The organism is Bradyrhizobium sp. Kon69, assembly GCF_055807515.1.
Genome location: NZ_JBVVOS010000006.1, coordinates 159,916 through 173,414, shown reverse-complemented (window position 1 = coordinate 173,414; position 13,499 = coordinate 159,916). Strand labels below are relative to the sequence as shown.

Annotated in this window: 15 protein-coding genes; 13 read left to right on the top strand and 2 right to left on the bottom strand. The window is 63.2% G+C overall.

The genetic code is table 11. The features are described from left to right. Positions 1 to 32 precede the first annotated feature (32 nt). Genes AC0L3U_RS10680 through AC0L3U_RS10650 form a run of 7 tightly spaced genes read left to right on the top strand, consistent with a single transcriptional unit; the run spans position 33 to position 6,012 of the window. Entirely contained in the window at positions 33 to 1,001 is a 969-nt protein-coding gene (locus AC0L3U_RS10680; protein ID WP_473361718.1) for an ABC transporter substrate-binding protein, read from the top strand. A gap of 2 nt (positions 1,002 to 1,003) precedes the next feature. Then, complete coding sequence (locus AC0L3U_RS10675) at positions 1,004 to 1,759, top strand: ABC transporter permease (RefSeq protein ID WP_247433352.1); 756 nt, start codon at positions 1,004 to 1,006, stop codon at positions 1,757 to 1,759. Continuing rightward, entirely contained in the window at positions 1,738 to 2,544 is an 807-nt protein-coding gene (locus AC0L3U_RS10670) for an ABC transporter ATP-binding protein (protein ID WP_456764975.1), read from the top strand. The genes AC0L3U_RS10675 and AC0L3U_RS10670 overlap by 22 nt, the downstream gene beginning before the upstream one ends. A 7-nt stretch (positions 2,545 to 2,551) precedes the next feature. Next, positions 2,552 to 3,388 (top strand): ABC transporter permease, encoded by an 837-nt coding sequence (locus tag AC0L3U_RS10665; RefSeq protein ID WP_473361717.1) that lies wholly within the window; start codon positions 2,552 to 2,554, stop codon positions 3,386 to 3,388. Between the two features lie 10 nt (positions 3,389 to 3,398). Next, positions 3,399 to 4,058, top strand: a complete 660-nt coding sequence (locus AC0L3U_RS10660) for a polysaccharide deacetylase family protein (RefSeq protein ID WP_473361716.1) — start codon at positions 3,399 to 3,401, stop codon at positions 4,056 to 4,058. A 3-nt stretch (positions 4,059 to 4,061) separates the two neighbouring features. Continuing rightward, complete coding sequence (locus tag AC0L3U_RS10655) at positions 4,062 to 4,931, top strand: fumarylacetoacetate hydrolase family protein (protein WP_473361715.1); 870 nt, start codon at positions 4,062 to 4,064, stop codon at positions 4,929 to 4,931. Positions 4,932 to 4,968: 37 nt separating this feature from the next. Next, positions 4,969 to 6,012: a uroporphyrinogen decarboxylase family protein gene (locus AC0L3U_RS10650; RefSeq protein ID WP_473287444.1), complete on the top strand. Its 1,044-nt coding sequence runs from the start codon at positions 4,969 to 4,971 to the stop codon at positions 6,010 to 6,012. Between the two features lie 49 nt (positions 6,013 to 6,061). Here the strand turns inward: AC0L3U_RS10650 and AC0L3U_RS10645 are convergent, their stop codons facing one another. Continuing rightward, entirely contained in the window at positions 6,062 to 6,820 is a 759-nt protein-coding gene (locus AC0L3U_RS10645; RefSeq protein ID WP_473361714.1) for an SDR family NAD(P)-dependent oxidoreductase, read from the bottom strand. 163 nt (positions 6,821 to 6,983) lie between these two features. On the opposite strand from AC0L3U_RS10645, the gene AC0L3U_RS10640 reads away from it, so the two are divergent. Genes AC0L3U_RS10640 through AC0L3U_RS10615 form a run of 6 tightly spaced genes read left to right on the top strand, consistent with a single transcriptional unit; the run spans position 6,984 to position 12,849 of the window. Further along, positions 6,984 to 8,243: an extracellular solute-binding protein gene (locus AC0L3U_RS10640; RefSeq protein WP_473361713.1), complete on the top strand. Its 1,260-nt coding sequence runs from the start codon at positions 6,984 to 6,986 to the stop codon at positions 8,241 to 8,243. A gap of 2 nt (positions 8,244 to 8,245) precedes the next feature. Beyond that, entirely contained in the window at positions 8,246 to 9,187 is a 942-nt protein-coding gene (locus AC0L3U_RS10635) for a carbohydrate ABC transporter permease (RefSeq protein ID WP_473361792.1), read from the top strand. Beyond that, positions 9,180 to 10,028 (top strand): carbohydrate ABC transporter permease, encoded by an 849-nt coding sequence (locus AC0L3U_RS10630; protein ID WP_473361712.1) that lies wholly within the window; start codon positions 9,180 to 9,182, stop codon positions 10,026 to 10,028. Before AC0L3U_RS10635 ends, AC0L3U_RS10630 begins: the two co-directional genes overlap by 8 nt. Before the next feature lie 22 nt (positions 10,029 to 10,050). Then, positions 10,051 to 11,148 (top strand): Gfo/Idh/MocA family protein, encoded by a 1,098-nt coding sequence (locus AC0L3U_RS10625; protein WP_473361711.1) that lies wholly within the window; start codon positions 10,051 to 10,053, stop codon positions 11,146 to 11,148. A gap of 10 nt (positions 11,149 to 11,158) precedes the next feature. Further along, on the top strand, positions 11,159 to 11,803 hold the full coding sequence (locus AC0L3U_RS10620; RefSeq protein WP_473361710.1) for a ThuA domain-containing protein: 645 nt from the start codon (positions 11,159 to 11,161) through the stop codon (positions 11,801 to 11,803). Beyond that, positions 11,800 to 12,849, top strand: a complete 1,050-nt coding sequence (locus AC0L3U_RS10615; protein WP_473361709.1) for a LacI family DNA-binding transcriptional regulator — start codon at positions 11,800 to 11,802, stop codon at positions 12,847 to 12,849. Before AC0L3U_RS10620 ends, AC0L3U_RS10615 begins: the two co-directional genes overlap by 4 nt. Positions 12,850 to 12,872: 23 nt before the next feature. Here AC0L3U_RS10615 and AC0L3U_RS10610 read toward each other — a convergent pair whose 3' ends face one another. Further along, positions 12,873 to 13,499 carry an FMN-dependent NADH-azoreductase gene (locus AC0L3U_RS10610; RefSeq protein WP_473361708.1) on the bottom strand — a complete coding sequence of 209 codons (627 nt, stop codon included), beginning with the start codon at positions 13,497 to 13,499 and terminating at the stop codon, positions 12,873 to 12,875.

Sequence of the window (13,499 nt, the reverse complement as noted above, 5' to 3'; positions counted from 1 at the left end):
ACAGAAAAACAGAGACCGGGAGGAAACAGATCATGAAAATAACTCGCCGCAAGGCGCTATTGGCGTCGCTCTTCGCAGCCGGCGTGCTCGCCGGCCCTGCCACCGCCGCCGAAACCATTCGCGTCGGCCTGCCGACCAAGACCTACTGGCCGACGACGATCGCCGAGACGGCCGTACGGCAAAAATTGTTCGAGAAGGAAGGCATCCAGGCCGAACTGACGATCTACCGCAGCGGTGCAGAGACGTTCGAAGGCATGGCTGCGGGCGCGGCCGATATCATACTCGATCCGCCCTCGCTGGTCTCCGCGGGACGCAAGAAGGGTGTGATGTCACGGATCGTGGCCAATGCCGCGATGGGAAATTTTGGCTGGCAGTTGATGGTCCCGGCCAAGTCGACGCTCGACGTCAAGGGCCTCAACGGCAAGAAGGTCGCAATCACCGCCGCCGGCTCCGGTTCCGACCTGCTCGCGCTGTGGACACTCCAGGACAAGAAGATCGATTTCACCCGCGTCCCGGTTGGGGGCGGCGGTCTGGTGCCGAACCTCCTGGCAGGCAACGTCGAGGCCGCCGTGGTCTATTCGCCGCTGAGCTTCCAGATCGCGAAGTCGGGCGAAGCCAAGTCGATCCTCGATTACGCCACGGCGGTGCCGCCGAACCTCACGGCAGGCTGGATCGTGCTCGACAAATTGGCGGAGACAAAGCCTCAGCTGGTCCAGAAGGCGGTGAACGCCCTCTATGGCGCGGTTGCGTTCATGCGCGCCAACCGCGACGTGACCGTCAAGCTGATCGCCGAGCTCTACGAGATGCCGGCCGAGATCGCCGCCCTGGAATACGACAACACGATCATGAAGCTCGAGACCAGCGGCGACATGGGCGCACCTGACGTGAACGCGGCCGTGCAGCTGTCGCTGGACCTCGCCAAGCTCGGCGGGCTCAAGGACATCGTGCCGGTCGAGGACGTGATCTCGACCAGATTCAAGCCGGTTCCGACCAGGCCGTGACGATGCAGAACTCGCTCGCCATCAAGCTCGCGCGGATCGCGATCGTCATCGCGGTCCTGGCGCTGTGGGAGTTGCTGTCGCGCACCGGCATCGTCAATCCGCGCCTGCTGCCCTCGGCGTCCGACACGTTTGCGACATTAGGCGACCTCCTGCAGCGCGCCGCCGTGCGGAAAGACCTGATGGTGACGGCGACCGAAGTGCTGGCTGCGTTCGCGCTGGCCGTCCCCTTCGGTGCCGTGATCGGCTTCCTGGTTGCGGAGAACCGCTACTTCGCCGACGTGGCCAAGCCGCTGCTGTTCTTCGCCTTCAGCATCCCGAAGTCGATCTTCCTGCCGATGTTCATCCTCGTATTCGGCGTCGGCTTCGCCCAGAAGGTCGGCTTTGGATTCTTCTCCACGATCTTCATCGTGATCATGTCGACGACCACGGCGGTGGAGTCGGTCAAGGTCGAGCATCTCACGGTGGCGCGCTCCTATGGTGCAACTCCGATGCAGACCGCGTTCCGGGTCTATCTGCCGAGCATGCTGCCGGTGCTGCTGGAGGCCCTGCGGATCTCCATGATCTTCAACCTCACCGGGGTGATCCTTGCCGAGATGTACGCCTCGCGCGACGGCATCGGCCACCAGATCGCGACCTGGGGCGAGAACTTCCAGATGAAGCAGCTTCTCGCCGGCGTCGTGATGGTCGCCGCGATCGCAATGACCTTCAACGAACTTGTCAGATGGGTGGAAACGCGATGCAGCCATTGGCGAACGTGACCCCGTTGAAGCCTCCCGCGCGCGCCGGCGCGATCGAGGTGAAGAATGTCGGCCAGGTCTTCAAGACCAGGTCTCAGGACGTGGTCGCCCTGGAAGACGTTTCGCTCGATATCAAGCCGGGTCGCTTCGTCGTGCTGGTCGGCCCGAGCGGTTGCGGCAAGTCGACGCTTCTGATGATGATGGCGGGCCTGCGCCAGCAGACCTCGGGCACGATCACGATCAATGGCGCGCCGATTCCGCAGCCCGATCCGGACAGGGTCGGCGTGGTGTTCCAGGAGGCGAGCCTGTTTCCCTGGTTGACGGCCGAAGACAATGTCGAGTTTCCGCTGGCCCTGCGTGGCGTGCCCAAGGCGGAGCGCCGCGCCAAGGCGCAGGATGCGCTCACGCTGGTCGGCCTCGACGGATTCGGCAGGCGCCATCCGCACGAGCTCTCGGGCGGCATGAAGCAGCGCGTCTCGATCGCGCGCGGGCTGGTGCAGGACCCGCCGGTGCTGCTGATGGACGAGCCGTTCGCAGCGCTCGACGAGCAGACCCGCATGACCATGGGTGACGAGCTGCTACGCATCTGGGCGGCGACAGGCAAGACCGTCGTCTTCGTCACGCACAGCCTCACCGAAGCGGTCTATCTCGCCGACGAGGTGATCGTGATGTCGGCGCGGCCCGGCCGCATCGTCGATCATCTCCAGGTCCAGCTGCCGCGGCCCCGCACCTACGAGATGCTGAGCGGCGATGCCTTCGGGAGCTTGCGCGACCGCATCTGGCGGCATATCCGCAAATCGGCGTGAGGCGGAGATGAGCGCCGAGATGACTGCGAAGAAGATGACCGCGAAGATAAGTGCGAAGACGCTGCGACATCTGATCGTGGTCGGCCTGATCGCGCTGTGGGAGCTGCTGCCGCGCACAGGTCTCATTCCCGAGCTGTTCCTGCCGTCCCTGTCATCGACGCTGATCGCCGGATGGACCGAGGCACCCGAATACGGTCATGCGCTCGCGGTGACGCTTTACGAAGTCGTGGTCTCCATGGCCTTCGCCTGCGGCGGCGGCATCCTGCTTGGCGCTATCGTCGGCAGCCTGCCGCGTCCGCGAGTCCTGATCATGCCGATGGTGTCGAGCCTCTATGCCGTGCCGCTCGTGATCCTCTATCCCGTCTTCACGGTGTGGCTCGGCATCGGCTCCGAATCCAAGATCGCCTTCGCCTCGATTTACGGCTTCCTGCCAACGATGCTGGCCACCGCCGCCGGCATCCAGACCATCGACCCTCAACTGCTGCTCGCGGCACGCAGCATGGGCGCCACGCTGAGCCAGCGGCTGGTTCGCGTCATCATTCCCGCGGCGATTCCGACAGTGCTGTCGGGGCTCCGCGTGGGAGGCGCGCTGGTGATCGTTGGCGTCGCCGTCTCGGAGATGCTGATCTCCTCGGCCGGCATCGGTTATCTGATCTCGCGCTACCGCACGATCCTCGACAGTCCGCACGTGTTCGCCGGCGTCCTCCTCGTGCTGTTCATGGCGATCGCCTTCAATGCCGCGATCCGGGGGATCGAGCGCAAGGCGGCGATCTGGCAGACCGGCACGCGCGCTGGTCAGGCAAACGACGATCTCGCATCGGGCGCGATGCAGCCGGCGACCTAGGAAATTTCGCGTGTTCGATCTCACCCTGACATTCGACAACGGCCCCGATCCCAACGTGACGCCGCGCGTGCTCGACATTCTCGGAGAGCGCGGCATCAAGACCACGTTTTTCGTCATCGGCGAGAAGCTCGCCGATCCCGCGCGGCATGGCCTTGCCATGCGAGCGCACGGGGAGGGGCACTGGATCGGCAATCACACCTTCACCCACAGCGTCCCGCTCGGTGAGCAGCCGGATCGCGATACAGCGAAGAGCGAAATTGGCCGCACACAGGCCGCGATCGGTGATCTCGCCCATCCACAGCGCTGGTTCCGGCCGTTCGGTGGCGGCGGCAATCTTGATACGCGGCTGCTGAAACCATCCGTCGTCGACTATCTCACCCGCAACAAGCACAGCTGCGTGCTCTGGAATGCGATCCCCCGCGACTGGGACGATCCCGACGGCTGGAGCGAGCGCGCCGCTGTCCAGTGCAGCCGGCAGCTCTGGACGCTGATGGTCCTGCACGATCTTCCAACCGGTGCGATGGACCATCTGGAGCAGTTCCTCGACCGCGCGGAGGCGGCCGGTGCCCGCTTCCGCCAGGATTTCCCACCGCAATGCGTTCCGATCCGCAACGGCGCGATCGCACTTCCGATCAACGACTATGTTTCCTCCATCGAAGAGAGCGTTTGACTGATGAAAATCGCAAGTTTCACGATCGCTGGCACCGCGAGCTTTGGCATTGTCACCGACAACGGCGTCATCGATGCCGGCAAGCGTCTCAAGGCCTATCCGACGCTGAAGATGCTGCTTGCCAAGGGATCGCTCGACGAACTGAAGAAGCTTGCCGGCGAGAAGCCCGACTACGCGCTGCAGGACGTCACGCTGCTGCCGACGGTCCCCGATCCCGACAAGATTTTCTGCATCGGCGTCAACTACGCCACGCATCTCGCCGAGAGCGGCCATCCCACTCCGCCACACCCGATGATCTTCACCCGCTTCGCCAACAGCCAGGTCGGACATGGCCAGCCGATGATCCGGCCGCTCGAATCCGAGCGCTTCGACTATGAGGGCGAGATGGCGGTTGTCATGGGCAAGGCCGGCCGCCGCATCTCGCGCGAAGCCGCGTTGAGCCATGTCGCCGGTTATGCCTGCTACAATGACGGCAGCATCCGCGACTGGCAGCGCCACACCTCGCAATTCGCGCCCGGCAAGAATTTCGCCGGCACAGGCGGCTTTGGGCCCTGGATGGTCACGACCGACGAATTGACCGACGTCAGTAGGCAGACCTTGATCACCCGGCTCAACGGCGTCGAGGTGCAGAAGGCCCCGATCTCCGATCTCGTCTTCGATGTGCCTGCGTTGATTGCCTATTGCTCGACCTTCACCGAGCTCGCGCCAGGCGACGTCATCGTCACAGGCACGACCGGCGGTGTCGGCGCTTATCGTAATCCGCCGCTATGGATGAAGGGCGGCGACGTTGTGGAGATCGAGATCTCCGGGATCGGGATTCTCCGCAATCCCGTCAAGGACGAAGTGCCGGCTGAGGCGACGCGCGCAGCTTGATTTGGCTGCGCTCGACGACAAAAAGAAGGAGATCCCTATGCCGATGCCAACGCATATCCTCCCGACCACGGTGGTCGGAAGTTATCCGCAACCGGAATGGCTGGTGAATCGCGCCATGCTGTCGAAGGTGGTGCCGCGCACGCGCCTGCACGACATGTGGCGGCTGCCAGCGGAACATCTGGAGGAGGCCCAGGACGATGCGACGATCGTCGCGATCCGCGACATGGAGCGCGCCGGCATCGATATCGTGACCGATGGCGAAATCCGCCGCGAGAGCTACTCCAACCGCTTCGCCACGGCGCTCGACGGGATCGACGGAGACAATCCCGCGATGATCGTTGCGCGCACCGGCAACACCCAGACCCCGGTGCCGCGCGTCGTCGGCCCGGTGAAACGCAAGGGACCGGTCGAGCTGCACGACATGCAGTTCCTGCGCAGGAATACCGATCGTGCAGCGAAGATCACCCTGCCGGGTCCGTTCACCATGAGCCAGCAGGCCAAGAACGAGTTCTACAAGGACGACGAAGAGCTCGCGATGGCCTTGGCGGAGGCCGTCAATGCCGAAGCACTCGATCTGCAAAGAGCAGGCGCAGACGTGATCCAGCTCGACGAGCCCTGGGTGCGGAACAATCCGGATTCCGCCAAGCGCTACGCCGTCAAGGCGATCAACCGCGCTTTGAAGGGCATCACGGTGCCGACGGTCGTGCATCTCTGTTTCGGCTATGCGGCGGTCGTGCCAGGCTCGAACAAGCCGGCCGGCTATTCGTTCCTCGCCGAGCTCGACGATACGACTGCCGACCAGATCTCGATCGAGGCGGCGCAGCCGAAACTCGACCTCGGTGTTCTGAAGGACCTCTCGTCAAAGAAGATCATGCTCGGTGTGCTCGACCTCGCAGACCCCCAGATCGAGAGCGTCGACACGGTCGCCGACCGCATTCGCAACGGCCTGAAATATGTGTCGCCCGATCGTCTCGTTCCGGCGCCCGATTGCGGCATGAAATACATGCCACGCGCCGTCGCGTTCGGGAAATTGAAGGCCATGTGCGATGCGGCGGCCAAGGTTCGGCAGGAGCTTGGTTGACGAGGTTCGATCCGTTCGCCAGCAAATGCACGATCTGCTCTGGTCCGCCTCAGACCCAGCCGCCATCGACGATGTAGTGCTGGGCTGTGCAGGCGGAGGCCTCGTCGGAAGCGAGGAAGATGGTGAACTTCGCGACCTCGTCCGGCACGAGCTTGCGCTTCAGGCATTGTCGTTGCATCAGCTCGACCTCGCCCTCTGGCGTCATCCATTTATCGAGCTGGCGCTCGGTCATGATCCATCCCGGCGCGATTGCGTTCACGCGGATGTTGTAGGCGCCGTAATCGCGCGCCAGAGAGCGCGTGAGACCGATCACGCCTGATTTGCTGGCGGTGTAGGCGGCCATGCCGCCTTGTCCGGCAATCCACGACACCGAGCCGAAATTGACGATGGCGCCGGCGTTCGCCGCCTTCATGTCCGGCAACACGGCCTGCGCAGCAAAGAACTGGTGCTTCAAGTTGACCGCGATACGGTTGTCCCAATATTCCGGGGTCATTTCCTCGGTGCTGTGCCGTTCGTCATGCGCGGCATTGTTGACGAGGATGTTGATTGCGCCGTGCATGTTGCGCGCCTCCGCGACGCCGGCACGTAACGCGGCGATATCGGTCAAGTCGACACGCATGAAACGCGCGCTAAGACCTTGATCCGACAGCTCGCGTGCCAGGGATTGGCCCTCGTCGACTTTGATGTCGAAGAACACGACATTGGATTTCTGCTGGGCGAAGCGCCGCACGATCGCAGCGCCAATTCCGGATGCGCCCCCGGTGACGAGAACGACCTTGCCGGCGAGGTCGGAATAAACGGCAGCCATGGATATCCCTCGATTTGCATTGGGGCAGCGCGACGCGCCGCCCGACTCTCGCGCGCACCTTAGCGATCTCCTTCGTGAGGTGCATAGATCAGAATTTCAGTTGCGTACCTCAAAAATCGAAGGCAGGATTGCACCAAGAATAAGAGCCGTTGGGAGGAATGTGATGAGACTGCTCGGGAAACTGGGACTGGCCGTTGTCGCATGCCTGTTCGGAGCGAAACTCGCTGCGGCCGATACGACGGTGAAATGGCTGCACATCGAGGCCAACCCGGCCCAGGTCAAAATCTGGGAGGAGGTCGCGCGCGCCTATGAGGGGTCGCATCCGGGCGTCAAGGTCGAGATGCAGTTCCTAGAGAACGAGGCCTACAAGGCCAAGCTGCCGACCATCCTCCAATCCAAAGACCGGCCCAACATCATCTACAGCTGGGCGGGCGGTGTCCTGAAGACGCAGATCGAGGCCGGCGTGCTCGACGACATCACCGATTCTGTGAAGGGTTACAGCGACAGTCTCACACCCGCGGCGCTCGCCGCCTTCACCAGCAACGGCCGCGTTTATGGTCTGCCCACCGCGCTCTCGCAGGTCGGCTTCCTCTGCAACAAGGAGCTGATGGCCAAGGCGAAGGTCGATCCTGCCGGGATCAAGAGCTGGGACGATCTGCTTGCTGCCGTGAAGGCGTTGAAATCCGCCGGCGTGACCCCGATCGTGGTCGGCGGGGCCGACAAATGGCCGCTGCACTTCTACTGGACCCATCTTGCGGTGCGCATCGGCGGCAAGGCGGCGTTCGATGCGGCGCTGCGCGGCGAGAACGGCGGCTTTGCCGGGGAAACCTTCCAGAAATCCGGCGAGCTGTTCAAGCAGCTCGTGGATCTCCAGCCGTTCCAGAATGGCTTCCTGGGTTTCAAGAATCCGCAGGCGGTCGGCTATTTTGGCGACGGCAAGGCGGCGATGACGCTCGCGATCAGCACAGTCTATCATCTGCAGCGCGCGCTCGCCGCCGACAAGGTTGGATTGAACGAGGACAAGATGTGCTGGTTCGACTTCCCGGTCGTGACCGGCGGCAAGGGGGCGCCCACCGATACACTCGGCGGCATCACCGGTTGGCTGATTACGAAAGGCTCCCCGAAGGAGGCTGTCGATTTCCTGAAATACTTCGTCTCCAAAGAGGTGCAGACGCGGCTTGCCGCCGGCAACTTCATCATCCCGGTGGTGCAGGGCGCGGACGCAGGGCTGAACAACAGCTTCATGAAGCTGATCGCCGCCAATCTGGCGAAGTCGAACTACCACCAGAACTTCTATGACCAGAGCCTGGGTCCGTCGGTCGGCCGCGTCGTCAACGACGTCACGGCCGAAATCGCCGGCGGCAGCATGAGCCCGCAAGAGGCTGCCAAGGCGATCGAAACTGCGTGGAAGCAGGGCAACTGACGGTGGCGCGGCGGACCGCGAGCGTGTCGGCGATCGGCGCTGCTGGCGAGATGGTGCCCCAGGTCACGGTCCGTGGCCCGAGTTGGGACGGCAGGCTGACGGTGCTCATCCTGTTCCTGCCGCCGGCGCTGCTGTTGTTCACGTTGTTCGTTGTGCTGCCGATCGGCGAAGCAGCCTGGTATTCGGGCTTCAACTGGAACGGGTTCGGCAGGCCGACCAACTGGATTGGCTTGGACAATTACCGCTTCGTGCTGGAGACCCGCGCCTTCTGGCTCGCGCTGCGTAACAACGGGCTGATCATCGCTGTTTCGCTCGCCATCCAGCTGCCGCTTGCGCTCACGCTGGCCTTGATGCTCGCCGAACGCTTTCGCGGGGCGGTGGCGCTGCGCATGCTGTTCTTCATGCCCTATATCCTGGCGGAGATCGCAACCGGGCTGATCTTCAGCTTCGTCTATGATGGCGACTACGGCCTTGTGGCTTCGATCTGGCGCAGCTTCGGCGCCGAGCCTCCGCATCTGCTTGCCTCGACCGATACGGCCATGCTGGCGGTTCTGATCGTGATCGTCTGGAAGTACTTTGGCTTCCACATGATGCTGTTCATCGCAGCGCTCCAGGGCCTCGACAAGAGCCTGGTCGAGGCGGCGCGTATCGACGGCGCGTCCCGATCGCAAGCCTTGCGGCATGTGGTCATCCCGTTGCTCTATCCAACGATAAGGCTCTCCGTGTTCTTCGCCATCGTTGGCTCGCTGCAGCTGTTCGATCTCGTCATGCCGCTGACGCGCGGTGGGCCAGCGGATTCCTCGAACACGATGGTGAGCTTTCTCTACAACAACGGCATCTCGCGCATGCGGGTTGGCTACGGCAGCGCCATCGGTGTCATTTTGTTTGCGATCTGCGTGACCTTTGCCTTCACGTACAAGCGATGGTTCATGCGCGATGAGTAACGCCAAGGCCATCCGCGCGCCGTTCGATCCCTCAATGCTGTTCAAGATGGTGTTCCTGGCCGTCGTTGCCATCATCGTAGTGGTACCGCTGCTTGCGACCTTGTTCGGTGGCTTCAAATCGCTCGGCGAACTGCGCGTCAATCCGTTCGGCCTGCCACGTCACTGGGAGTGGCAGAACTATGCTGATATCCTGTTCTCTGCACGCTACTGGCAACTCTTGCGCAACTCGCTGATCATCTCGACCCTCACGGTGGCCCTGACCCTGATCGTCGCCTCTATGGCGGCGTTCACCTTTGCCCATGTCAGGTTCTATGGCAGCTCGATGCTGCTGAGCTACCTGACGCTGGGCTTGCTGTTTCCAGCCGCGACAGCGGTGCTGCCGCTCTTCATCAAGGTGCGCGATCTCGGATTGCTCGATACATATTTTGGCGTTGCCCTGCCGCAGACGGCCTTCGGTCTGGCGATGAGCGTGCTGCTGCTGCGGCGTTTCTTCAAGGACATCCCGTACGAACTTCTGGAGGCCGCGCTGGTCGACGGCTGCAGCTATATCAAATTCTTCCGCTATGTGACCTTGCCTTTGTCCCGGCCGATCCTGGCGACCGTCGGTACCATCACCTTCGTCAACAGCTGGAATGCCTATCTGCTGCCGCTGGTGATGCTCAACACCGACGCGCTCTATCCCTGGCCGCTCGGTATCATGGTTTATCAGGGCGAGTATTCGTCCGAGTGGCATCTGATCCTGGCCTTCATCACGCTGACCATCCTGCCGACGATCGTTCTCTTCCTCCTGGCGCAGAAACACATCGTCGCAGGCCTCACCGCAGGCGCGGTCAAGGGATGAACGGTACCTCACGGAGATCACAATGAGAAAAGTCGGCATCGGCATCATCGGCTGCGGCAATATCAGCACAGCGTATCTGAAGGCGGCCCAGCGTTTCCCGGTGATGGACATCAGGGCGCTCGCCGACATGCGCAGCGACGTCGCGGAGCGGCAAGGCGCCGCCTTTGGGCTGCCGGCGATGCGGGTTGACCAACTGCTCAAGCGAGACGACGTCGAGATCGTCATCAATCTGACCGTGCCGCTCGCCCACACCGATGTCAGCCTGGCGGTGCTGAACGCCGGCAAGCACGTTCATTCCGAGAAGCCGCTCGGCATCAACGTCACGGAAGCCCGCAAGGTGATGGACCTCGCCGCGCAGAAGGGCCTTCGCGTCGGCTGCGCGCCCGATACGTTCCTTGGCGGTGGGCACCAGACCGCGCGCAAGCTGATCGACGATGGCGCGATCGGCACGCCAGTGGCTGGCAGCGCGTTCTTCGGCTGCCCCGGCCACGAACGCTGGCATCCGGCGCCGGGTTTCTACTATTTGCGTGGCGGCGGGCCGATGCTCGACATGGGCCCGTATTACATCACCGATCTCGTGCAGCTGCTCGGCCCGGTGGCGAGCGTGATGGGCTCGTCCGCGCGCCCGAAATCCGAGCGGCTGGTCACCAGCCAGCCGATGAACGGAACACTGATCCCGGTAGAAGTTGCAACCCATGTCGCCGGCACGCTCGAATTCGAGAGCGGGGCGGTCGTCTCGATCGCGATGAGCTTTGATGTGCCCAAGCACCGGCACGCGCCAATCGAGATCTATGGCGACAAAGGCAGCATGCTGGTGCCGGACCCGAACCGCTTCGGTGGCGAAGTACAGGTCGCCAAGACCGGCGGCGACTGGGAGCCGGTGCCGCTAACCCACGGTCATGTCGATGGCGAGTTCCGTTCCATCGGCGTCGCCGACATGGCCTCCGCGATCCTGAACAACCGGCCGCATCGTGCCAGCGGGGCGCTCGCTTTCCACGTGCTGGAGGTGATGGAGGCGTTCCAGATCTCTGCCGACGAAGGCCGGCGCGTCAAGATCGAGAGCCGCGTCGAGCGGCCGGCGATGCTGCCGGCCGGGCGTGAAACGGGACAGATCGACTAAGGACAGAAACATGCGCAAGGCAATGATTGTATGGGGCGGTTGGCCGGGGCACGATCCCGATCTCTGTGCTTCGATGATCCGTGGTTGGCTGAAGGCGGAAGGCTTCGAGGTGCGGATCGAAACCACCACCACCGCGTTCGCCGATCCCGCGATCCACGACCTGTCGCTGATCATCCCGATCTATACCATGTCGACAATCGAGAAGGCGGAAGCGCTCAATCTGTGCGCTGCGGTCCGTAGCGGCGTCGGGCTCGCCGGTCATCATGGCGGCATGGGCGACGCATTCCGCGATTCCGTCGATTACCAGTTCCTGTGCGGCGGGCAGTGGGTTGCGCATCCCGGCAACATCATCGACTACAAGGTCGACTTGACGAAGCCGGATGATCCCATCATGAAGGGCCTGAAGAGCTTCGAGCATCGTTCCGAGCAGTACTACATGCATATCGACCCCGCCAACGAGGTGTTGGCGACGACGACCTTCACCGGCGAGCACGCGCCCTGGATCGAGGGCGTGGTAATGCCCGTAGTCTGGAAGAAGCGATACGGCGCGGGCAGGGTGTTCTACTCCTCGCTCGGCCACCGTGCTTACGAGCTCGACGTACCGGAGATCCGGACGTTGATGACCCGTGGCCTGCTGTGGGCCGCGCGCGAATGACTGCTGGTGCGAGCCAGCCAGTAATTCGTGCCACGCTTGAGGACGTTGCGCGCACGGCGGGTGTTTCGCTCGCCACGGTCGACCGCGTCGTCAACCGGCGCGAGGGCGTGCGCGCCAAGACCGTGGCGCGGGTCGAGGCCGCGGTGGCAAAACTCGGCTATCGAGCCGACGTCGCGGCCGCTCGGCTTGCCCGGGGGCAGACGTTCCGCTTTGCTTTCGTGCTGCCGACCGGCAGCAACAGCTTCATGACCAACCTGACCGAGCAGGTCCAGCGCACCGCGGACTGGCTCGCCGGCCAGCGCGGCTTCGTTGATATCCTCCGTGTTGACGTGTTCGATCCGGACATCCTCGCCGCCGCGCTGGAAAGTCTCTCGCCGGCGTATCAGGGCGTCGCCGTGATCGCGCTCGATCATCCCAGGGTGCGCGCGGCCATCGACGAACTCACCGCGCGCGGGGTTGCTGTGGTGACCCTCGTGTCGGACGCGCCGAGCTCGCGCCGCCTGCACTATGTCGGCATCGACAACCCGGCGGCAGGCCGCACGGCTGCAACGCTGATGGGACGGTTCCTCACTGGTCGCGAGGGGACGGTTGCCGTGATCGCGGGGTCGTTGTCGCTGCGCGATCACACCGAGCGGCAATTCGGTTTCCACCAGATCCTGTCCAGCGAATATCCGAACCTGCTCGCGCTACCGGTGATCGAGGGCCGCGACGACAGCGAGCGCACGCGGGAGCTCACTGCGGCGCTGCTCGCGCGGCAGCCCGATCTGCGCGGCATATACTGCTGCGGCGCCGGCAACCGTGGCATCGCCGATGCGCTCGAGTCCTCGGGACGGGCGCGTGAGGTGGTCTGGATTGCCCACGAGCTGACTCAATACACGCGGCGTTTCCTGGTCCGCGGCACGCTCGATGCCATCATCAACCAGGATCCCGGCCACGAGGCCCGGTCCGCAGCGCGAGTCCTGCTCGCGCATTGTTCGGGTGAGCCCATCAGCCCCGACCAGGAGCGCATCCGCATCGACATTTTTTTGCGAGACAATCTGCCGTAACTTCGACTCGCTTGCGGAGCGCATCAGAAGCTCGCGGCCATTGCTGCCAGGCGTTGATGGGCTCGTTCGCGGGCCGCCTCAATGGGCTGTTGTGGTCCGGTGGTTGGTCCGATTGGAATGAAACGGACATCGTTGATCCCGACAAAACGCAAAATTTCGCGCAGGTAAGGCGTTGCCATGTCGATGCGCCCGCGGTTCATGCCGGTGGCGAAATCGCTGCCACTGGCAATGATGACGATGGTCGGCCGGTCCTTCAGCAACGGGATGTATCCAAGGGATGGGTCGAACCGAAAGGTGAGCCCGGGCTGGACGATGACGTCGAAGAATTGCTTGAGCTTATAGGGAATGCTGAAGTTCCACATCGGCGTCGAAATCAGCACCCGCTCGGCGAGCGCTAAGCGCAGCGCCATCCGCTCGGCTTCCGCGAAACTGTCCCGCTGCACGTCGTTGAAGGCTTGCGCCTTCATCCGTGCATATTTGGCTTCGAGAATGGGGCCTGAAAACTCCGGTAGGCGGTCGCGCCAAAGATCCATGACGTCCACGTCCCAATCGGGCTGAGTTCGGCGAAAGCCGTCAAGGAAAACGTGGGCGCCGGCGCTTGACCAGGAGTCGTCGCGGGGCGAGCAGGACAGGTGCAGGAGCTTCGCCAC